We start from the raw sequence: 21,173 nt of genomic DNA, 5'->3' as shown, positions 1-21,173 counted from the left end.
GGATTTCACGCCATGCCCGCGGTCAGCGGAAGGAAGAAAAACCTTACCAGGCAAGGTCACGCAGCCACGAGAACTTGAAGGCATTGTTCTTGGCCGGGACGAAGACATAGCCGTCGTCGTTGAGGACGATCATCGGCTTCGGACCGGCATCGTCCACCTTCACCAAGATCGTCTTCTTCGGCTTCAGGCGTTCGACATAACCTTTGATCTTCCCGCCTTGGACGACGGCGATCTTCTGCGGGCGACCCGTGTCATTCTTGATCGCGATGTTCGCGGCTTGGGCGGCGACGGCTTGGAGACCGAGAGCGGCGGCGACGAGGAGTGCTTTTTTCATACGATCGTTTCGACGTAGGCAATCCACTCTTATTCGAGAAATTTTCAATGGGGAAAATCACGCAAATGCTCGATTCCAGCCCTCAACTGTTTCAATCGGCGCAAGACAGGTTTGTTCCCGGCAGATGATAACATCCCCCGGACCCTGCGAACGGGTCCACACCCCGAGCGGGATCCACTTCCTTCTCATCGCTTCGGTAAGCTCGCTCCCCGGCTCGCCCCGAACCTCGATTTTCACCGCTTCCCGCAAATGCAGGTCGAAGGCCCCCAGCAGCACCGGCACGGCAAAAGGTTGCGCCTCTGCAGCTCGCGCTCCTGCTCGCAGGATCGCCTCCGCACGCTTCGCGTAGGCAAGCTCATCTAGGAGCACCGCCAGCTTCAGCAGGTTCTCCGCGGCCACGTGATTCGCCGCCGGTTCGGCACCGTCATAGTCCTCGCGGATGGTAAGCAAGGTCTCCCCCCCAAGCTCGGCCCGGATCACATAACCGGCCCGCGACTCATCCCAGTGGTCCCGATCGAGCGCTGCCTGAAGCTCTTCCGCCCACTCCAGCCAGCCGGGCCCACCCTCCGCGCCATGAAGCTCGATCAGCCCCGAAATCAGAAAGGCATGATCCGCCGCAAAGGCAGGGGCATCCCCGCGCTTGCCGCGATAGCTCCGCCACAGGCTTGTTCCATCCCACAGCTTCTCCCGGACAAACCCGGCTGCCGCACTCGCCGCCGCCAGCAAATCTTGCCGGGCCAACACCCGGCCACCACGGGCCAGCGCCGCGATCATCAGGCCGTTCCACGCGGTGATGATCTTGTCATCGCGATGCGGCATCGGCCGTAGCTTCCGCGCTCCCAGCAGCACTGTCCTCGCATCCGCGAGGATCAACTGGATCTCGGCCTCTGTTAGATCGAACTGCTCCGCCAGCGAGTCCATCGACTTCGCGCGGAAGAGCGTGTTCTGCCCCACCAGCTCCTCGTGAGGATCACTCTCGGGCCGGGCATTGCCACCCTCCTCCACTCCATAGGCCGCACAGAAGATCGCCGCGGTCCGGGCATCCAGCAGCTTGTAGATGTCTGCCGACTCCCAGGTCCAGTAGGCGCCCTCGCGCTTCTCCGTGGCATCGGGCGCCGGCAGGCTGTCTGCATCCTCCGCCGCGTGGAAAGCCCCGCCTGCATCAAGCAAATCGCGGATCACGTAGGTGAATATCTCCTCTGCCACCTCGCGGTCGCGATCATCCCCGCCCGCTTGCCAAGCCTCCAGATACAAGAGCGCGAGCTGCGCCTGATCGTAGAGCATCTTCTCATAGTGCGGCACGTGCCAGTAGCGATCCACCGAGTAACGGTGGAAGCCGCCGCCGAGCTGGTCGTTCATCCCGCCCGCCGCCATCGCCCGCAGGGTCCGCTGCGTCATCTGCAGCGCCGCCTCTGCTTCCTCGCCGCCGAAACGATCGGCGAGCTGCAGCAAAAGCCTCGGCACCACCGGGCGCGGGAACTTCGGCGCGCCGCCAAAGCCGCCAAGCGAGGGATCGAACATCGCCTCGCAGCGATCCAGGAAATCACCGAACACCTTCTCCCCCGGCAGCCCCGTCACCACGGCATCGCCCTGCGCTTCACCGCGCAGGTGCTCCATCACCTTCGCCGCGCTCTCCTCCATCCGCTTGCGGTCGTCTTTCCACAGCCTCCCGATCTCCGCGCAGAGCTTGGGAAAGCCTGCCCGCCCGTAGCGATCCTCCGGCGGGAAATAGGTCCCGCCCACTACCGGCTTCCCTTCCGGTGTCAGCCACACGCTCATCGGCCACCCGCCCTGACCCGTCGTCGCCTGCACGAAGGCCATGTAGGTGGCATCGATGTCCGGACGCTCCTCCCGGTCCACCTTCACGCACACGAAGTTTGAATTCATCACCCCCGCGATCGCCTCGTTCTCGAAGCTCTCCCGCTCCATCACATGGCACCAATGGCAGGTCGAGTAGCCGATCGAGAGGAACACCAGCTTGTCCTCCTCCTTGGCACGCGTGAAGGCATCTTCACTCCACGGCACCCAATCCACCGGATTGTGCGCGTGCTGGAGTAGATACGGTGAAGTTTCGTTCGCGAGTGCGTTGCTCATGATCAGGAAAGCTCAGGGAGAGTAGACCACCACCGGCCCCGTGCCACCGCCCTGCACCTTGCGCAGCTTCTCCACCGCCTTGGTCACGGCGCCGGCGGCCTCCAGCGCTTCCTCCATCGTATTCATGCACGAGAAACCGAAGCGCAGGCTGCTCTTCGCCTTCGCATCGGTGAAGCCCATCGCCTTCTGCACATGCGAAGGCTGTTGCTTCCCGGTCATGCACGCCGAACCGGCAGAGCAGGCCACACCCATCTCATCCAGCAGGATCAACAGACCCGCGGCCTCGCATCCGGCGAACGAAAGATGGCTGGTATGCGGCAAGCGGTGGATTAGGTCGCCGTTCACGCTCACGCCGGAGAGGCTATCCACGACTTTTGCCTCGAAAGCATCGCGCAACGCCCGCGGCGTTTCCTTCGCCGCGATCCGCGCCACGGCCAGCTCCGCAGCCTTGCCCAGACCTACGATGCCCGCCGTATTTTCCGTCCCGCTCCGCCGGTCCTTCTCCTGACCACCGCCGCGCAGCAAGGGCTCGAAGCGACACCCGCTGCGGATGTAAAGCGCCCCCACTCCCTTCGGCCCGTGAAACTTGTGCGCCGAGAGCGACAGGAAATCCACGGGCAGCTCCCGCACGTTTACCGGGATCTTCCCCACCGCTTGGATCGCATCCGTGTGGAAGGCTAACCCGTTTTCCTTCGCGATCGCGCAAGCCTCGTCCACCGGCTGGATCACGCCGGTCTCGTTGTTCGCCCACATCAGCGAGGCGAATCCGCCACCCTCTTTCGCCCGCCCGCAGGCCGCTTCAAATTCATCGATCTTCAAGCGCCCGCCAGCATCCACTCCCGCCTTCTCCACTGCATAGCCGACATCCGCAAAGGTCTCTACCGGCTTCAGCACCGCGCTGTGCTCGACTGCACTCGTCACCACCCGTCCGGATTTCCGCCCCACCAGACGCGCCAACCACTTCAGCGCCGCATTGGTGCTCTCGGTCCCTCCACCCGTGAAAACGATCTCGTCCGGATCTGCTCCGATCAGCCCGGCCACCTGAGCACGCGCCTCCTCGATCGCCCGCCGCGCCTCTTTCGCGCCGCGATAGCTGGCATTCGGATTGTGAAAGCCCTCCCGCAGCCACGGCAGCATCGCATCCAACACCTCCGGCAGCAGCGGGGTCGTGGCATTCGCATCAAGGTAGATCACGCGCCGAGCCTAGACCCCGCCTCCCCTCCTTGCAAGCCCGCCCCATGTGCAACACCCGCGTCACTCACAAGCCCTTCACCCGCCATCACCTGCAACGCAATTGCCACGTGAAAACATCGCCACACCGAAAGCGATGCATCCTGCAAAGCCATCTGCGCCTATCACGGCGGCTATGGGAGAGTGTCCGCTCTCCGATACCTCCCACAATCCAAACATTGCAGCGTTTGACCGATATGAAACACCATACCATGCGCAACCAGCTCGCGTTCACGGCCCTCCTCGCCGCCTCGCACGCCGCCTTCGCCGGCACCGATGTCTGGTTCACTCCATTGACCCAGTCCGCCCCGGTCGTTCCCGTCCACGATGTCGCCGAACTCGGCTCACCCTGGGTCACTCCCGAAGGCATCTACCAGAAGAACATCGTCAGCCTGCGCGAGGTCGAAGACCAGGTGCTCAGCCCCGGCCAATCCCTCATTCGCGTCCCGGGCCAAGGCACCAGCGCCTCGATGTTCGACATGCTGTCCTTCGATCCCACCGGCAGTTACCTCTTCATCCCGCACGAAACCCCGATCGGCGCCGGCTGCAGCCGCGTGAGCCTCTACGACAACAAGGCCGAAACCATCCTCGCCGGCGACCAACAGGGCGCCACCGGCAATTGGTCGAACGACTTCGGCGCCTTCGACCCCAGCCGCTGGACCCCGAACGACACTCTCTTCCTCGCCGAGGAATGGGCCGGTTACGGCCGCGTGGTGGAGATCCTCAATCCCCTCGCCCCCGTCGGTGAAATTCAGCACCGCGTCCTCGAGAGCATCCCGAACGTCGCTCACGAAGGCATCAATTTCAGCGAGAAGTTCAAGGACACTATCTACTTCATCGACGAGTTCAACTCCGGCTCGATCTACAAGTTCGTGATGAAGACCCCCGGCGACTACACCGTCGGCCAGAGCTTCGTCCTCTCCGTCGATGGCTTCATCTCCGCCGGTGGCAATCCCGCCACCGACTGGAACCAGCAACCTGCAGGCGCCCTCCGCACCGGCACCGCCACTTGGATCCCGCTCACCGACAAGAACGGCGTGCCCCTCCCTGGCATCTCCGACCCCTTCGCGGACACCACCTTGGGTGGACGCAAGGCCGCCGACGACGCCGGCGGTACTCCCTTCGGCCGCCCGGAGGATATGTCCGTCAGCCGCGCCAGCAACGGCAATGAAATGCTTTACGTTGCTATCACCTCGGAGAACGCCGTGATCTCCATCGAGATCGTCGACGACCGCCCGCGCAATAGGCCCGTCGTCTCCACCGGCAAGGCAATCGTCCGCACCATGGTCAATGCCTCCTCGCCCAAGAACCTCGGATTCTCCCCCACCACCGGCGTGCTGAACTCGCCCGACAACATCGCGCTCGATTCCCTCGGCAACGTCTACGTCGTCGAGGACGCACCGAACGGCTCCTCCACCGGCGGCGACATCTGGTTCGTTCGCGACAAGAACAGCGACGGCGTGGCCGAATCCCTCGATCACTTCATGAGCATCCGCGTGAACGGCTCGGAAGCGACCGGCATGATCTTCAATCCCGGCAATCCGCTGGAATACGCCGTCTGCGTGCAGCACCCGCAAAGCACCGACCTCGTCGCCGTGCCAAACGGCCTCGGCGACTCCGTCTGGATGTTCAACCTCGAAAACATCCCGAACCAAGGATTCGTGAAGAACCTCGGGAAGGGCGGTCGCAACACCAACCAGTAATCCGCTTCCAGGCCCCGACACTAGGCTCATGTCGGAGGGCGGACCCGCACGGGTCCGCCCTTTGTCGAGTCTACCTAACTGCGCCTCATCGTCCCATGAAAGCGTCCCTCCGTATTCTTGCCGCCGGAGCCCTCCTCTCCTCCTCCCCGGCCGAGGAATCTCCGCTCCACCAACAGATCCTCGAGTCCCTTCGTACGAGCGATGCCGTACTTCCCCCCATCCCTCACGCCGCTCCTGTCTTCACTCTCTCGAACGCGGAGGCCGTCGTCCCCCCGCAGTGCTACACCCGCACCGAGACGCTCAACAATCCCTGCTACGTCTGCCATCAGGACACCATCGACGGGCGCGAGAATGTCATGAATGACGCCGACCTCCAGGAAGCCTACAGCTTCAGCGACGTCGGCATGACCAACCACTGGAAAAACCTCTTCGAGGACCGCAGTTCCCGCATCAAGCAAATCAGCGACGCGGACATCACCGCATGGATCAAGGGCGACAACTATTCCGAGCTCCCCTCCCGGCTCCGCGAGGCCAACTTCAAGGGCTGGATCCCCGATCTCAAGAATCTCCACCTCGGACGCGAGGCCTTCGATGAGCAGGGTTTCGCCAAGGACGGCAGCCAATGGGTCGCCTTCAGCTACAAGCCTTTCCCCAGCACCTTCTGGCCTACCAACGGATCCACCGACGACGTGATGATCCGTCTCCCGCAAAGCTACCGCTGCAACAAGGAGGGCAAGCCATCCGCCGAAATCTACAAGGCGAACCTCGCCATCCTCGAAGCCAACATCAAAGGCCTCGACCGCATCGCCTCCCTACCCGTCGATGAAACCGTCATCGGCGAAGACCTCGATGGCGACGGCAAACAAGGCGTCGTCCGCAGCATCGCGAAGACCACCGCATGGGTCGGCGCGGCGCGCGATCTCCCCATCGAGCGGTCCCTCTATCCGGAGGGCACCGAGTTCCTCCACACCGTGCGCTACGTTGGCATCGCCGAGGACGGCCTCATCGGTTCATCCGCCCGCATGAAGGAGGTCCGCTACTCGAAGAAAGCCAAGGCCTACTCGAAGCCCATGTATGCCCGCAAGTATGCCCTCGAAGCCATGGAGAAGGAGGCCGGCAACCTGCCCGCTTACTATGACCTCGGCCACTACGGCCTCGACAATGGCAATGGCTGGGCACTCCATGGCTTCATCGAAGACCACCGGGGCCGCCTCCGCGCCATGACTTACGAGGAAAACTTCTCGTGCATGGGCTGCCACAATTCCGTCGGCTCCACCATCGATAAAACCTTCAGCTTCCCCCGCAAGATGGATGGTCCCGCCGGCTGGGGCTACCTTGATCTCAAGGGCATGCCGGACGCCCCGAACAAAGGCGAGACCGTCGGTGAGATCGCCACCTACCTCGCCCGCGCCGGCGGCGGCAGCGAGTTCCGCAACAACGATGAGATGACCTCCAGATGGTACCGTGACAATGGCACCCTCGACCACGAAAAGCTGGCCACGGCCAAGGATGTCTACGACCTCATCACGCCGTCCCGCGAACGCGCCCTCGCGCTGAACAAGGCCTACAAGACCATCGTGGAGGATCAGGACTTCATCTACGGCAAGGATCCCGTGCTCGTCCCGCCGAAAAACGTCTACGACAAGATCGACAACGAGAACTCACCCACCCTCCCTGCCGAACGCATCTTCAAATGGAATATCCTGCTCGACTGGCCCGCGCCCTCCACGGATCGCTAGCAGCTTGACCGTCCTGCCGGCCCGTCCACTCTCCTATCATGAGCTACATCATGGTCGATATCGAGTCGGACGGGCCGATCCCCGGAGATTACTCGATGATCTGCTTCGGCGCCGTGGTCGTGGAGCAGGGGCTATCCCGCACCTTCTACGGGCAGCTCCTTCCCATCTCGGAACAATGGGTCCCCGGCGCACTGGCGGTTAGCGGCTTCAGCCGTGAGGAGACCCTCGCGTTCCGCGACCCCGCTGAAGTCATGCAGGACTTCGCCACTTGGCTCGCAGGCATTTCGAAGGAGCGCCTCGTATTCATCTCGGACAACAACGGATTCGACTGGCAGTTCATCAACTGGTACTTCCACCACTTCACCGGGAAGAACCCGTTCGGCTTCTCTTCCACCAATCTCGGATCGCTCTACAAGGGCTTGGTGCGCGACACCTTCAAGAATTTCAAGCATCTCAGGAAGACCAAGCACACCCATCACCCGGTCGATGACGCCAAGGGCAATGCCGAAGCCCTCTTGGCCATGAAGGAAATGGGACTCGGCATCCGGCTTTGATCCGGGCACCACACTATCCGTTGCCACCTCCCCGGCATCGGTTAGGATCGGTCGATGCCCGAACCCGAATCCACCCCCTTTCTGATCGGCGCCGGGATCGTGATCGCCCATGTCCTCGGGGTGATCCACGTCGTCCATGCCCTCATGACGGTCCGGACGGCGCAGGGCACCATCGCGTGGATGGTCTCCCTCATCGCCATGCCTTACGTGGCGGTTCCTCTCTATTGGATCGCCGGCCGCAGCAAGTTCTCCGGCTATGTCCGCGCCCGCCGCGGCGAGGATGCCGAGCTCCGCAAGCTCGCCGAGGACATGCACCGGCGCTTGGGTCACTACGAGATGAAGCAGCAGGACGCCTTCGGTCGTGCCGCGGAGTATCTCGGCGGCCTGCCCTACACCCGCGGCAATGAACTCACCCTCCTGATCGACGGCGAGGAAACCTTCGATGCCATCTTCAAGTCGATCCAGTCCGCCGAGCGCTACCTGCTGGTCAACTTCTACATCGTCAAGAACGACCGCCTCGGCACCCGCTTCAAGGACGCCCTCATCGAGCGCGCCAAGTCAGGAGTGAAGATCTACTTCCTCTACGATGAGTTCGGCTCTCACAAGCTCTCACGCTCCTACCTTCGTGAGATGGAGCAGGCAGGCATCGTCCATCATTCCTTCGGCGCTAACCGCCACTGGTGGTCGCGCTTCCAGCTGAACTTCCGCAATCACCGCAAGATCGTCGTCGTCGATGGCAAGGAAGCCTTCATCGGCGGCATCAACGTGGGCGATGAATACCTCGGTCGCGACCAGCGCTTCGGCAAGTGGCGCGATACCCACCTCAAACTGAAAGGCCCCGCTGTCCAGGCCATCCAACTCGTGTTCCTGGAGGATTGGAACTGGGCCGCGGACAGCCACCCGGAAGACCTCAACTGGTCGGGTCACGCTCAAACCGCTGACCAGATCGCCGCGATCATCCCCACCGGTCCCGCCGATCCCGCGGAGTCGTGGCAACTCGTCGTTGCGGAAGCCGCGAACTCCGCCCGCGAACGCCTCTGGATTGCCTCACCCTACTTCGTGCCGGACGGTGGCGTGCTCACCTCGCTTCTCACCGCATCCATCCGCGGCGCGGATGTCCGCATCCTCATCCCGGAGAAGCCCGACCACCTCCTCGTCTGGCTCTCCGCCTTCACCTACTTCGAGCAGACCATTCCCTTCGGCGTGAAGATCTACCGCTACAAGCGCGGCTTCCTCCACCAGAAGGTCATGCTCGTCGATGACACCTTGGCTTGCGTCGGCACTGCCAATCTCGACAACCGCTCCTTCCGCCTGAACTTCGAGATCTCCGGCCTCTCCCCCGACCCCGCCTTCGTCGACGAAGTCGCGCACATGCTCGAAATCGACTTCGAGCACTCCACCCCGGTGAAAGTTACCGACTTCACCAAGCGCCCCTTCTGGTTCCGTCTCGCCTGCCGCGCCGCCCGCCTCATGGCACCCGTCCAGTAGCCTCCCGCCCCGTCACGCTTCAATGTCCCAACGGGACTACGGAACAAAGCCCCGGGTTGGCCGCAGGCCTACCCGGGGGTTCGTCCCACCGCACATCGTCTACGCCGAAGGCGTTGCGGACGCTCCCGTGCCCCCCCATCACAAGGCCCTCTTATCCTCCCCTCATCGCTCTCACATGCGCCACCGCCGCCGAGGCCAGACCCGGCGGATAATATCCCCCCTCCAGCGAGGAAACCACCCTTCCCCCCGCATGCCTCTCCGCCAGCCGGCACACTCGTTCTGTTAGACCGACAAAGGTTTCATCCTCCCAATCCAGTCCTCCCAGCGGATCCCTCACCCGCGCATCGAATCCCGCCGACACCAGCACAAACTCCGGCGCGAAGGCATCCAAAGCCGCCTCCGCCACCTCGTCCCACGCCCTCAGCGCCCCCTCTCCCCCGGAACCATGCCTCAGCGGCAAGTTCAAGGTGGCTCCAATCCCCGCATCCATCCCGCGATCCTCCGCCGCTCCGGTATACGGATAAATCCCCGCCTCGTGCAGCGAGAGATAGAACACGCTCGGATCGCCATAGAAGATCTCCTCGGTCCCGTTCCCGTGGTGCACGTCCCAGTCGACGATCGCCACCCGCTTCACGCCGTGGTGCTTCTGCAAATACCTCGCCGCGATCGCCACATGGTTGAAGATGCAGAATCCCATCCCGCGCTGTGAGGTCGCGTGATGTCCCGGCGGCCGCACCGCACAAAAGGCACGCAACAACTCGCCGCTCATCACCGCATCGACCGCATTCAGCACCGCCCCCGTCGCCTCCAGCGCCACATCGTAGCTCTCGGTGCACAGGTTCGTATCGCCTGTCCGCAGCACGTCCGCGCAGGACTCCACATCCCGGTACACCACATCGTGGTAGTAGGCCTCGTGCGCCAGCAGCACCTCGCCCACCGTCGCCTTCCTCCCCTGCAGGCGCGGGTAATCCTCGGGCAGCGCTTCCAGCGCCGCTCTCAGCACCCGATAGCGCTCCGCGGATTCCGGATGTCCCGGCCCGGTATCATGCGCCTCATAGCAGGAGTCATAGTGAATACCGATTCTCTTGGATTTCATCGTGCCATCTCCTGGATCTTCTTGCGCAGCAGGTAGCCCTTGCGCCAGCGCAAGATACGCGGGATCGCAATCTCATACTGGATCTCCTCATCCACCCCTGTCTTCACCCCGCCCGCCTGCTCCAGCAGTGCCGCCATCCCGTGGTTCCCCGGCAGCACGCTCGCCCAGAACCGCTTGATTCCCCGCTTGGAAGCCGTCCTCGCCAACTCGCCTAGCAGGTAACCCGCAATCCCTGCCCGCCGCGCCGACTCGTGCACCACGAAGGCCACCTCCGCGCTTTCCCCGCCTTCATCCAGATAGAACCGCGCGATCGCCCGCAGCTCCTCACGGCCCGAGTGTTCTACGAAGAGACCCAGTGCCCGGTCCTTTGCCTGATCGATCGCCGAAAGCTTGTAGGCGGACTCCCCGCTCATCCGGTCCCTCTGGTAGCCATAGCGCAGCCGCACCGTCTCCTCGTCATGCGAGTAGAAGAAATCCTGCAGCGCATGCATGTCGCTTGGGTAAAGCGGCCTCAGCCGGAACCTCCCGATCGGGAAATCCACCTGCACCGACTCCACCCCGCTCCGTGTCCCGCCCGGCATCGTGAAGAACTGCGGCAGCCATCCCCGCATCCGTGCCCCCTCCAGCAGCTTCTCGCGGTGGTCCGGATGCGCGATCTCCACCAGCTTCGCCACCCGCTCGCGGATGCTCAGGCCGTAAATACTAGCGATCCCGTACTCCGTCACCACGTGGTGCACGTCCCCGCGGCTCGTGCTCACCCCGCTACCCGGCTTCAGCCCGGCCACGATTCGCGATTCCGTCCCGTCATCGGAGGTCGCCGTCAGCGCCACGATCGGCTTGCCACCTTTGCTGCGCCCGGCCCCGCGAACGAAATCCTGCAGCGCACCCAGCCCTCCGTAGAATCGATGACCGCGCGAATCCCGCACCACCTGCCCGGTCAGATCGATCTCCCGCGCACCGTTGATCGCCACCATCCGGTCGTTCTTCGCGATCCGGTAGGGGTCGTTCACCCAATCGCTCGGGTGCAACTCCAGATCCACGTTCCCGTTCGCGAAGCGGTAGAGCTTCCGGCTCCCCATCACATGGCTGGCGATGATCTTGCCCGGCTTGTAGTTCTTCCGCGAGTTGTCCACCGCCCCGCAGCGGACCAACTCCATCAGCGCATCGTTGAACATCCCCGTGTGAATCCCCAGATTCCGGTGCTTCCGCAGCGCCCGCACCACCGCCTCCGGCGTGTTGCCCAGTCCCACCTGGATCGTCGCTCCGTCGTCGATCAACTGTGCCGCATAGCGCCCGATCCGCTCGTGCCGGTCGTCGAAGTCCGGCTTCACGCATTCCGGCAGCGCCACCCTGTGCGTCAGATAGTAGGCAATCTTCCGCGCTGGCAGCACCGTATCCCCGCAGGTCCTCGGCATCAGCGGGTTCACCTGCGCGATCACCATTCGAGCCGCCTTCACCGCCGAGCGTACGATGTCCACGCTCACCCCCAGCGAACAGTTGCCCTCCGCATCCGGCGGCGAAACTTGGATCAAGGCCAGATCCAGAGGCATCCGCCCGCTTGAGAATAGACCCGCCACCTCGGACATCGCGCACGGGGTATAATCCGCCTGGCCTCGCTCCACCGCCTTCCTCACCGCAGGCGTCAGGAAAAACGAATTCGTTCTCAGTATCCCCTCATAACGCGGATCGATCCACGGCACATCCCCAAGCCCGTGGATGTGCACGATCTCGATATCCTTCAGCCCCTCCGCATGCATCAGCATCGATCCAACGAGGGCCTGCGGCACCGAGGCACCGCCCCCGATAAAGACCCGGCTCCCCGGTCTCACCAGTCGCGGCCATTCACGTTCATCCAGCGGAATCACCCCGCCAGCCTAACACAAGCATCCCTCGAAACCAGCCCGCGTTCCATTCACCCCGAGTATCCCCTTTCGCGGCGCAGCCGCTATGGAGTGCGGCGAGCATCGCCGCTTTTGATCGACCTCACCCCGCTCATCGCCCTGCCGAGACCCCTTGATATTCCTCCCACACCATAAGCCACTCAAGAACCTCACTCACTACCCCACTCAATCTTTGCGCCTTTCTGCGCCTCTTTGCGGCAGAATCCACCACCCGTCACTTCCCATACCGGAAACAGTCCCTCGTATGATCGTTCACCATGCCCACCGCCTGCATGAACGCATGCATCGTCGTCGATCCCACGAAATTGAATCCCGCCTTCCGCAGCGCCTTGCTCAGCGCATCGGACTCCTCCGTCTTCGCCTGAACTTCGGCCATCGACTTCGGCGAATTCACCCGCGGCTTCCCTCCCACGAAGTTCCAGATCCACTCCACCGGATCCCCTTCCTTCTCGCGCAGCGCCAGCCATGCCTTCGCGTTCGCCCGCACCGCCTCGATCTTCCCCCGGTGGCGGATGATTCCCGGATCTAGCGCCAGCTTCTCCAGCTCCGCATCCTTCATCTTCGCCACCTTCTCCGGCACGAAATGGTGAAAGACCTTCCGGTAGTGCTCACGCTTCTGCAGCACCGTCCACCACGACAAGCCAGCCTGCGCCCCCTCCAGATTGATCATCTCGAATAGATAGCGCTCGTCCCGCGAAGCCACCCCCCACTCCGTATCGTGGTATTCCACATACAGCTCACGATCCACCGGCAACCAAGGACAACGCGTCATCCTCGCCATCTTTCAAATCCCTCCCCCCGATCCAACCCCAAAAGGCAGCCCTCAAGCCTTCTCTTCCTCATCTCAATCCATTCGCGCCAATTCGCGTCCATTCCCGGTTAAACATTCTCTCCTGCCTTCTCTCCCTTCCCTCCTGTTCAAAACCCTCACTCCAAAGGCTCCACCAGACGGTAACCGATCCCCGGCTCGTTCCGGATCAACAGCAGATCCCCCAGCTTCTTCCTCAGCAGGTTTGCATACACCCGCAGATAGTGCGTCTGATCCTCCGCCTGCGGTCCCCACACCTCCCTCAGCAGCTGCCGCTGCGTCACGATCTTCCCCGGATGCCGAGCCAGCGTCTTCAGGAACGCATACTCCGTCGGCGTCAGTTTCATCTCCTTTCCTTTCAAAATCGCCTCATGCCGGTCCAGCCTCACCAACAAGGGCCCGCAGACAATCTCCGGAGTATCGTTCCCGTGCCGCCGCCTCTGGATCGCCACCAGCCTCGCGAGAAGCTCGCCGGTCGCGAAGGGCTTCGTCACGTAGTCGTCCGCCCCGTTCTCCAGCGCCGCGATCTTTCCCTTCTCCTCGTCTCTAACAGACAGGATCAGCACCGGCACCTCGCTCCACTCCCGCAGACGCTTTAGCACCTCGAGCCCGTCCATATCCGGCAGGCCCAGGTCAAGTAGCACGGCATCCGGCCGGTGTACCGCCGCCGCCTGCAGCCCCAGTTGGCCGTTCCCCGCCTCCTGCACCGAGTAGCCGCGCGACTCCAACGCCAGCCGCAGCAAACGCCGGATCTGCACCTCGTCATCGATGATCAAAGCGGTCACGTCGTCGCAGGGGTCAAGGTGTTCGCATCCATCGTCTCCGCGGGCAAGAGGATCGTGAACTCCGCGCCACCCGCAGGATGATTGCGCACCAGCACCTCCCCGCCAAGCGCCCGCAGGAATCCCTTCACGATCGACAAGCCCAGCCCCGTCCCCCCCGCCGGAGCACCCGGAGCCCGATAGAACTTCCCGAAGATCTTCCGCTCCTCGCCCTCCGCCAGCCCCTTGCCATGGTCCCTCACCACGAACTCGATCCCCCTCGCCCGCCGCGCTACCGACAGCTCCACCGCCGAACCTTCCGGCGTATGCACCGCCGCATTGTGCAGCAGGTTCGCGAGGCTCTGCTCCAGCAGGCCGTGGTCCGTCTTCACCAGCGGCAGATCCGCCGGAATGTCCAAGCTCACCTCGCGATGCTTCAGCGGCTCCCGCGTCACCTCCAGCGCACCCGAGACGATGTCGTTCACATCGCACCACTCCGGCCTGGGCTCGATCACGGAAGCCTCCAGCCGCGTCATCTGGAGCAGACCCTCGACGATCCGCTGCAGTCTCCGGGAAGCCACGTCGATCTCCGCCAGGCGCGGATCGGACTCCCCCGTTTCCACCGCCGCCCGGATCACCGCGATCGGCGTCTTCAATTCATGCGAGACACTGTCGAAGAGCGCCCGCCTCAGCTTCTCCCCTTCCTCCAGCTTCTCCGCATGCTGCACCGCCTCGATGAAATGCTCTTTCTCGAGCACCAGAGCGAGTTGCAGCGCGAAGGCTTCCATCGCCTGCCGCTCCGTGAAGACCAGCGTCTCCTTGTCACGCTTCAGGCCGATCACTCCCATCGTCGATGTCGCCGTCTGCAGGGGAAACCATGTCGCCTGCGCGGAAGGCAGCGTGTCCGTGAAGCGCCCCGCCGGCCGGTGGTTCGTGAAACTCCACGCCCCGACCGCAAACTCGCTCTCCTCCGGCTGAAAGGCACTCGCTGCGTGAGGCACCCGGCCCAGCGAGTGGTCATCCTGCCGCAGCAGCAGCGCCACTTGCCCGCCTAAGATCGACTCGATCACGCGCAAGGCCGATTCCAAGCCTTTCCCCGTCTCGGGGCTCAGCGCCGCCTGCTGGGTCACCCGCAGCAGTGCATCCGTATGTCGCTGCCTTTGCCGCTCCGCCACCTCGCGCATCCGCAGCCGCGTCGTCAGTTGCCCCATCGCCAGTGCCACCACGAAGAACATCACCAGCATCGCCATGTCCTCGGGCTGGTCCACGTTCACCGTGAACTTCGGCGGGATGAACAGAATGTTCCACGCCAATGCCGAGATCGCCGCCATCATCAGCGTCGCGCCTCTCGCCCAACGCATCGAGCCCAGCACGATCGCCAGCAGGTAGATAAACGCCGGAACCGTGTATCCGGTGAATGGCTGCGCGGCCAAGCCCAAGCCTGTCGCTACGCCAGTCAGGACCACCGCCCCCGTGTAATCGCCCCACGCCGACTTTATCGGCTCGGGAACTTCATCGACCTTTCGCGCCGCTTTCCCCGCAAAGGGCCGCACCACACACACATCGATATCCCCGCTCCCCGCGATCACCCGGTCGGTCAGAGTCCGCTTCCACGGCTTCTTCCCGTCCGACTTACCGACCACGATCTGGCTCACGTTCCGATCCCGCGCCACCTCTAACAGGGCCTTGGCCACATCCTCACCTGTCACATGCACCACCTCTCCTCCCAGCTTCCTCACCAGCGCCAGTCCGCGCGCCAGCAACTCTTCTTCGCCCGGTCCCAGCTTCCTCACGCCCTCCACCCACACCCCGATCCACGGGCAGCCGATCCTCGTTGCCGCACGCCGCGTCCACCTCACCAAACTCTCCGAGTAGGGAGTCGGCGCCACTCCCACCAGCAAGCGCGCATTCGTTTTCCACGGACTCGGATCCCGCCTTGCCCGGCGAAAATCCTCCACATCCCGGTCCACCCGCTCCGCCGTGAAGCGCAACGCCATCTCGCGCAATGCCGTCAGATTCCCTTCACGGAAGAACCCGTCGAAAGCCGCGTGCGCCCTTTCACTCTGATAGATTTTCCCCTCGGCCAAGCGCTGCAGAAGCTTCTCCACGCTCAGGTCGATCAATTGGATCTCATGTGCGCGATCGAGCACCGAGTCGGGCACCGTCTCCTGCACCGCCACCCCCGTGATCTGGCGCACGATGTCCACCTGACTCTCGATGTGCTGGACGTTGAGCGTGGTGTAGATGTCGATGCCGCTGTCCAGCAGCTCCAGCACGTCCTGATAACGCTTGTTATGGCGGCTGCCCGCCGCATTCGTGTGTGCCAGCTCATCCACCAGCAGCAGCTCCGGCCTCCGCGCCAAAGCGGCATCCAGATCGAACTCCTCCAGCAGATGCCCGCCGTGCTCGATCTTCCTACGTGGCAGAACCTCGATCCCTTCCAGCAGCGCCTTTGTCTCCGCCCGGCCATGAGTCTCCACCACTCCCGCCAACACGCGGATCCCCTCGTTCCGCCGCTGCCGCGCCGCCTGTAGCATCGCATAGGTCTTCCCCACCCCCGGACACATGCCCAGGAAGATGAAGAGTCGCCCCGCGCGACGCCCCCGCTCCTCGCGCTGCATCTGCGCGAGCAGAAGGTCGGGGTCCGGGCGGTAGTCGTCGCTCATCGCTTGGCCTTGCCTGTCACCACCCTAGCAGTTCACGGGGCCGCATCCAGCGCCACGTTCAGCTTCGCGAGGCTCGCCCGCTCGCCACCCACCGCCCGCGAGGGATGGGGAGTCGCCGCCTCGTCGATCAGCTTGTAGATCCGCTCCTTCATTGCCTGATTACCCTTTCTCTCGCGTACAATCCTTTCGACCTGCTCGCGAGCCTCTCCCACATCGATCCAAACTTCCCCCTGCTCGTCCGGCACCGCCTTCCCCTCCACCGCCTGAAAGTAGCGCGGCCCCGACTGCGATTCCACCAGCCGCTCCATCGCCACCTTCTTCTCATCGGGCAGCTCGCCCTCTTTCCCGCAACTCGCGAGCATCATCACCGAGAGGAAACACAACACCGGCATTTTCATGGCGAGATCGCGTCGAGCGCGAGGTTCAGTTGCAGGACATTCACCCCGGCATCTCCCAGGATTCCGAGATCGGGCTTCCCGGTGTGAGCTTCGATCAGCTCCCGCACTTTTTCCACCGGAAGATTCCGAGCTTTTGCCACCCTCCCGGCCTGCAGCCCCGCATTCGCCGGACTGATGTGAGGATCCAAGCCGCTCCCCGATGCCGTGACCGCATCCGCCGGCACATCTTGGTCCGCCGCGAGACCGTTCGCCACCCGGTAAGCCGCCACCCGCTCTCTCAGCAAGTCCGCCAACTTCTGCGAGGTTGGCCCCAGATTGCTGCCGCTCGAGCTCGCGGCATCGTAACCATTCACCCCCGCCGCCGAAGGCCGCGGATGGAAATACTTCTCACCCGAGAAGTTCTGCCCCAGCAACGCGGAGCCCACCACCTTGCCCGAGCCATCCCGGATCAAGCTGCCATCCGCCTTCTCGGCGAACGCCGTCTTCGCAATCGCCGTCACCACCACGGGATAGGCACCGCAACAGATCACACCCAGCACCACGGTCGCTCCGACCGCACTGCGAATCTCAGAAACAAATGCATTCATGTTCAGACAAGTTTGAGAGTTGAAACCACCAGATCCACCGCCTTGATCCCCGCGAAGGGCAGCAACAAGCCACCTAGTCCGTAAACCAGCAGGTTACGGCGCAGCACCGCCATCGCGCCGAGCGGCTTGTAGGCCACTCCCTTCAGCGCCAGCGGGATCAGCGCGATGATGATGAGCGCATTGAAAATCACCGCACTCAGGATCGCACTCTGCGGCGAGGCCAGCTTCATCACGTTCAGCGGCGAGATCGCCGGGAAGGTCACCATCAGCATCGCCGGGATGATCGCGAAGTACTTCGCCACATCATTCGCGATCGAGAAGGTCGTCAGCGAACCGCGCGTCATCAGCAGCTGCTTCCCGATCTCCACGATCTCGATCAGCTTCGTCGGGTTGCTGTCCAGGTCCACCATGTTGCCCGCCTCGCGTGCCGCCTGCGTGCCCGTGTTCATCGCCACGCCCACGTCCGCCTGGGCCAATGCCGGTGCATCGTTCGTGCCATCGCCGGTCATCGCGACGAGGTGACCTGCGGCCTGCTCTGCCCGGATCCGCTTCAGCTTATCTTCCGGCGTCGCCTGCGCCATGAAATCATCCACACCCGCCTCCGCCGCGATCGCCGCCGCGGTCATCGGATTGTCGCCGGTGATCATCACCGTGCGGATGCCCATCTTCCGGAGCTGCGCGAAGCGCTCCTTGATCCCGCCCTTCACCACATCCTTCAGCTCCACCACGCCGAGCACTTTCTTCCCCTCTGCCACCACCAGCGGGGTCCGCCCGGCCCGCGCCGCCGCTTCCACCGCAGCCGAAACTTCCTCGGGGAATCTCCCTCCCTGCTCCTCCACCCAGCGCTGCACCGACTCCGCCGCACCCTTCCGGATACTTCGTCCATCGAGGTCCACGCCGCTCATCCGCGTCTGCGCCGCAAAGGGCACGAAGCTCGCATGCGGCGCCTGCAGCTCCCGCCCGCGTATGCCGAATTGTTCCTTCGCCAGCACCACGATGCTCCGCCCTTCCGGCGTCTCATCCGCCAGCGAGGCCAACTGCGCCGCATCCGCCAGTTCCTGCTCGCCCACTCCCGGTGCCGGCAGGAAAGCGGACGCCATCCGGTTCCCGATCGTGATCGTCCCCGTCTTGTCCAGCAGCAGCACGTCGATATCACCCGCCGCCTCCACCGCACGGCCGCTCGTCGCGATCACATTTCTCCGGATCAGCCGGTCGATCCCGCTGATCCCGATCGCACTCAGCAGACCACCGATCGTCGTCGGGATCAGGCACACCAGCAACGCCACCAGCACCGGCGTCGTGAACTCCATGCCCGCATAGACACCGAAGGGCTTCAGCGTGATACACACCAGCAGGAAGATCAGCGTCATCGCCGAAAGCAGGATCGTCAGCGCGATCTCGTTCGGCGTCTTCTGCCGCTTCGCCCCCTCCACCATCGAGATCATCCGGTCCAGGAAAGTATTCCCTTTCTCGGACGTGATCTTAATCACGATCCGGTCGCTGATCACCCGCGTGCCGCCCGTCACCGCGCTGCGGTCCCCGCCGCTCTCGCGGATCACCGGCGCGGACTCACCCGTGATCGCCGCTTCATCCACGCTCGCGATGCCCTCGGTCACCTCGCCGTCGGCAGGGATCACATCACCGGTTTCACACACCACCGTATCCCCCTTCTCCAGCGAGTTCGCCGGCACCTTCTCCTCGCGACCTTTGACCAGGCGCCGCGCCATCGTGTCCTTCCTCGCCTTCCGCAAGCTGTCCGCCTGCGCCTTGCCTCGCCCCTCCGCCACCGCCTCCGCGAAATTCGCGAAGATCACCGTGAACCACAGCCACACCGCCAGCTGGAAAATGAATCCCCGCTCGCCCGGCGTGGTGAAGATCGCCGCCGTCGTGAGCACCGCCGCCACCTCGGTGACGAACATCACCGGGTTCCTCACCATCAGGCGCGGATCCAGTTTCTTGAAAGCATCTCCGATCGCAGGCACCAGAATCGCCTTGTCGAAGAGTGATGGAGCATTTGCAGACATGATCGTAATCCTTTGAAATTTTTGTTAGAACAGGTTGCCACCCAGCATCAGGAAGTGCTCGACGATCGGACCCAGCGCCAGCGCAGGCAGAAAGTTCAGCGCACCGACCAGCAGCACCGTGCCGATCAGCAGCACCACGAAGGTCCCGCCCGATACCGGAAACGTTCCCGGCCCCGGCGGCGACGTCTTCTTCTTCGCCAGCGAACCCGCCATCGCCAGGATCGGCACGATCATCAGGAAGCGCCCCACCAGCATCGCGACCCCCAGCGTCACATTGTAGTGCGGATCACCGCTCGCCGGATTCGCCGTCAGCCCCCCGAAGGCACTGCCGTTGTTCGCCGTCGCCGAGCTATAGGCATACAGCATCTCGCTGAAGCCATGCGGTCCCGCATTGTTCAAGCCCGCCAAACCCCAGTCGCTCACCGAGGCCCACGCTGTGAAGCCGAGGATCGTCAGCGTCAGCACCAGCAGCGACAGCATCGCCATCTTCACCTCGAAGGCGTTGATCTTCTTGCCGAGATACTCCGGCGTGCGCCCCACCATCAATCCGGCGATGAACACCGCCAACACCACGAAGACCAGCATCCCGTAGAGCCCGGCACCCACGCCACCGATCACCACCTCGCCCAGCTCCATCATGAATAGCGGCACCAGTCCGCCGAGCGCCGTGAAAGAGTCGTGCATCGAGTTCACCGCTCCGCACGAAGCCGCCGTCGTCACCACTGCGAACAGCGAGGAATTGAAGATCCCGAAGCGCACCTCCTTCCCCTCGAAGTTCCCGTCCGCCATCGCCAGCCCCAGCCCGTGATGAATCGGATTCCCCCGCGCTTCCGCCCACCAGCAGCCCAGCGTGCCTGCCACGAAGAGCACCATCATCGCCGCCCACACCGACCACCCGTGCCCTTGGTTCCCCGTCGCTTTCCCCAGATACCAGGTCAGCCCGCTACCGATTGCGAAGATCGAAAGCATTTGCACGAAGTTCGACAGCGGCGTCGGGTTCTCATAAGGATGCGCCGCATTCGCATTCACGAAGCCGCCGCCGTTCGTTCCCAGCATCTTGATCGCCACCTGCGAGGCCATCGGACCCTGTGCGATCTTCTGCGTGCCCACCGTCGTCGCTTCCGCATCTTCCACCTGCACCACCTGCGGCTCCACCACTTGGGCCACATCGTAGCTCTTGAAGTTCTGGATCATCCCCTGCGAGACAAGGAACACCGCCAGAGCCGCACAGATCGGCAGCAGCAAGTAGTACGTGCATCGTACTAGATCCACCCAGAAGTTCCCCAGCGACGAAGTCGTTTGCCGCGCAATACCCCGCACCAGCGCCGCCGCGATCCCGATCCCCGTCGCCGCCGACACGAAGTTGTGGAAGCTCAGCCCCACCATCTGGGAGAAATAGGACATCGTCCCTTCACCCCCGTAGCTCTGCCAGTTCGTATTCGTCGTGAAGCTCACCGCCGTGTTGAAAGCCAGTGCGGGGCTCAGGCCCGGCAATCCTTCCGGATTCATCGGCAGCAGATGCTGCAGCCGCAGGATCGCATACGTGAAGACCAGGCCCGTCAGGCTGAAGACCAACATCGCCAGTGTGTATCCCTTCCAGTCCTGCTCCTTCTTCGGCTCCGTTCCCATCACCCGGTAGCTCAGCCGCTCAAGCGGCTTCAAAACCGGGTCGAGCCAGGTCTTCCCTTCCGGATCCAGCACCTTGCTCAAATAGATCCCCAGCGGCTTTGTGATCGCCGCCAGCACTCCCAGGAAGAGCATCAATTGTATCCAGTCCTTCGCATGCATGA

The 21,173-nt window shown here is 63.3% G+C and carries 16 protein-coding genes; 4 read left to right on the top strand and 12 right to left on the bottom strand.

Translation table 11 applies throughout. The features are described 5' to 3' along the window. Positions 1-43: 43 nt before the first annotated feature. Genes OJ996_RS16920 through OJ996_RS16910 form a run of 3 tightly spaced genes read right to left on the bottom strand, consistent with a single transcriptional unit; the run spans position 44 to position 3,622 of the window. Positions 44-334: a hypothetical protein gene (locus tag OJ996_RS16920; protein WP_264514813.1), complete on the bottom strand. Its 291-nt coding sequence runs from the start codon at positions 332-334 to the stop codon at positions 44-46. A gap of 57 nt (positions 335-391) precedes the next feature. Then, positions 392-2,428, bottom strand: coding sequence for a thioredoxin domain-containing protein (locus tag OJ996_RS16915; protein WP_264514812.1), 2,037 nt, complete (start codon positions 2,426-2,428; stop codon positions 392-394). 12 nt (positions 2,429-2,440) lie between these two features. After that, positions 2,441-3,622 carry a cysteine desulfurase family protein gene (locus OJ996_RS16910; protein WP_264514811.1) on the bottom strand — a complete coding sequence of 394 codons (1,182 nt, stop codon included), beginning with the start codon at positions 3,620-3,622 and terminating at the stop codon, positions 2,441-2,443. 233 nt (positions 3,623-3,855) lie between these two features. Here OJ996_RS16910 and OJ996_RS16905 point away from each other — a divergent pair, with 233 nt between their 5' ends. The 4 genes from OJ996_RS16905 to cls all read left to right on the top strand — a co-directional run bounded on the left by OJ996_RS16905 (position 3,856) and on the right by cls (position 9,142). Continuing rightward, positions 3,856-5,361 carry an alkaline phosphatase PhoX gene (locus tag OJ996_RS16905; RefSeq protein ID WP_264514810.1) on the top strand — a complete coding sequence of 502 codons (1,506 nt, stop codon included), beginning with the start codon at positions 3,856-3,858 and terminating at the stop codon, positions 5,359-5,361. 95 nt (positions 5,362-5,456) lie between these two features. Next, positions 5,457-7,100, top strand: a complete 1,644-nt coding sequence (locus OJ996_RS16900) for an Aq_1262 family (lipo)protein (RefSeq protein WP_264514809.1) — start codon at positions 5,457-5,459, stop codon at positions 7,098-7,100. Between the two features lie 38 nt (positions 7,101-7,138). Further along, positions 7,139-7,654: a 3'-5' exonuclease gene (locus OJ996_RS16895; RefSeq protein ID WP_264514808.1), complete on the top strand. Its 516-nt coding sequence runs from the start codon at positions 7,139-7,141 to the stop codon at positions 7,652-7,654. A gap of 54 nt (positions 7,655-7,708) precedes the next feature. Next, positions 7,709-9,142: a cardiolipin synthase gene (gene cls / locus OJ996_RS16890; RefSeq protein WP_264514807.1), complete on the top strand. Its 1,434-nt coding sequence runs from the start codon at positions 7,709-7,711 to the stop codon at positions 9,140-9,142. A gap of 151 nt (positions 9,143-9,293) precedes the next feature. Here cls and OJ996_RS16885 read toward each other — a convergent pair whose 3' ends face one another. From OJ996_RS16885 to kdpA, 9 genes are all read right to left on the bottom strand, one after another. After that, a complete protein-coding gene (locus OJ996_RS16885) occupies positions 9,294-10,238 on the bottom strand; it encodes a histone deacetylase family protein (RefSeq protein WP_264514806.1) in 945 nt (314 codons plus the stop codon). Then, a complete protein-coding gene (locus OJ996_RS16880) occupies positions 10,235-12,103 on the bottom strand; it encodes a GNAT family N-acetyltransferase (RefSeq protein WP_264514805.1) in 1,869 nt (622 codons plus the stop codon). The genes OJ996_RS16885 and OJ996_RS16880 overlap by 4 nt, the downstream gene beginning before the upstream one ends. A gap of 250 nt (positions 12,104-12,353) precedes the next feature. After that, positions 12,354-12,911, bottom strand: a complete 558-nt coding sequence (locus OJ996_RS16875) for a DNA-3-methyladenine glycosylase I (RefSeq protein WP_264514804.1) — start codon at positions 12,909-12,911, stop codon at positions 12,354-12,356. Between the two features lie 155 nt (positions 12,912-13,066). Further along, the gene (locus tag OJ996_RS16870) at positions 13,067-13,732 is read right to left on the bottom strand and encodes a response regulator transcription factor (protein ID WP_264514803.1); all 666 of its coding nucleotides are present in this window, start codon (positions 13,730-13,732) and stop codon (positions 13,067-13,069) included. After that, positions 13,729-16,374, bottom strand: coding sequence for a DUF4118 domain-containing protein (locus OJ996_RS16865; protein WP_264514802.1), 2,646 nt, complete (start codon positions 16,372-16,374; stop codon positions 13,729-13,731). The genes OJ996_RS16870 and OJ996_RS16865 overlap by 4 nt, the downstream gene beginning before the upstream one ends. Before the next feature lie 32 nt (positions 16,375-16,406). Then, positions 16,407-16,772 carry a hypothetical protein gene (locus OJ996_RS16860; protein WP_264514801.1) on the bottom strand — a complete coding sequence of 122 codons (366 nt, stop codon included), beginning with the start codon at positions 16,770-16,772 and terminating at the stop codon, positions 16,407-16,409. Continuing rightward, a complete protein-coding gene (gene kdpC, locus OJ996_RS16855) occupies positions 16,769-17,359 on the bottom strand; it encodes a K(+)-transporting ATPase subunit C (protein WP_264514800.1) in 591 nt (196 codons plus the stop codon). Before kdpC ends, OJ996_RS16860 begins: the two co-directional genes overlap by 4 nt. A 2-nt stretch (positions 17,360-17,361) precedes the next feature. After that, positions 17,362-19,383 carry a potassium-transporting ATPase subunit KdpB gene (gene kdpB, locus OJ996_RS16850; protein ID WP_264514799.1) on the bottom strand — a complete coding sequence of 674 codons (2,022 nt, stop codon included), beginning with the start codon at positions 19,381-19,383 and terminating at the stop codon, positions 17,362-17,364. Between the two features lie 24 nt (positions 19,384-19,407). Next, positions 19,408-21,171, bottom strand: coding sequence for a potassium-transporting ATPase subunit KdpA (gene kdpA, locus OJ996_RS16845; protein ID WP_264514798.1), 1,764 nt, complete (start codon positions 21,169-21,171; stop codon positions 19,408-19,410). Positions 21,172-21,173 lie beyond the last annotated feature (2 nt).

The sequence above is a fragment of the Luteolibacter rhizosphaerae genome (assembly GCF_025950095.1).
Lineage (GTDB): Bacteria > Verrucomicrobiota > Verrucomicrobiia > Verrucomicrobiales > Akkermansiaceae > Haloferula > Haloferula rhizosphaerae.
Note: the sequence above shows the minus strand (reverse complement) of the source record. Positions and strands in the feature narration are given on the sequence as shown.

Bases quoted from the DNA above. Each gene is read 5' to 3' on its own strand.
- cls (WP_264514807.1), top strand. From the start codon at position 7,709: ATGCCCGAACCCGAATCCACCCCCTTTCTGATCGGCGCCGGGATCGTG.
- OJ996_RS16895 (WP_264514808.1), top strand. From the start codon at position 7,139: ATGAGCTACATCATGGTCGATATCGAGTCGGACGGGCCGATCCCCGGA.
- OJ996_RS16865 (WP_264514802.1), bottom strand. From the start codon at position 16,374: ATGAGCGACGACTACCGCCCGGACCCCGACCTTCTGCTCGCGCAGATG.
- OJ996_RS16900 (WP_264514809.1), top strand. From the start codon at position 5,457: ATGAAAGCGTCCCTCCGTATTCTTGCCGCCGGAGCCCTCCTCTCCTCC.
- kdpC (WP_264514800.1), bottom strand. From the start codon at position 17,359: ATGAATGCATTTGTTTCTGAGATTCGCAGTGCGGTCGGAGCGACCGTG.
- OJ996_RS16875 (WP_264514804.1), bottom strand. From the start codon at position 12,911: ATGACGCGTTGTCCTTGGTTGCCGGTGGATCGTGAGCTGTATGTGGAA.
- OJ996_RS16885 (WP_264514806.1), bottom strand. From the start codon at position 10,238: ATGAAATCCAAGAGAATCGGTATTCACTATGACTCCTGCTATGAGGCG.
- OJ996_RS16915 (WP_264514812.1), bottom strand. From the start codon at position 2,428: ATGAGCAACGCACTCGCGAACGAAACTTCACCGTATCTACTCCAGCAC.
- kdpA (WP_264514798.1), bottom strand. From the start codon at position 21,171: ATGCATGCGAAGGACTGGATACAATTGATGCTCTTCCTGGGAGTGCTG.
- kdpB (WP_264514799.1), bottom strand. From the start codon at position 19,383: ATGTCTGCAAATGCTCCATCACTCTTCGACAAGGCGATTCTGGTGCCT.
- OJ996_RS16905 (WP_264514810.1), top strand. From the start codon at position 3,856: ATGAAACACCATACCATGCGCAACCAGCTCGCGTTCACGGCCCTCCTC.
- OJ996_RS16920 (WP_264514813.1), bottom strand. From the start codon at position 334: ATGAAAAAAGCACTCCTCGTCGCCGCCGCTCTCGGTCTCCAAGCCGTC.
- OJ996_RS16860 (WP_264514801.1), bottom strand. From the start codon at position 16,772: ATGAAAATGCCGGTGTTGTGTTTCCTCTCGGTGATGATGCTCGCGAGT.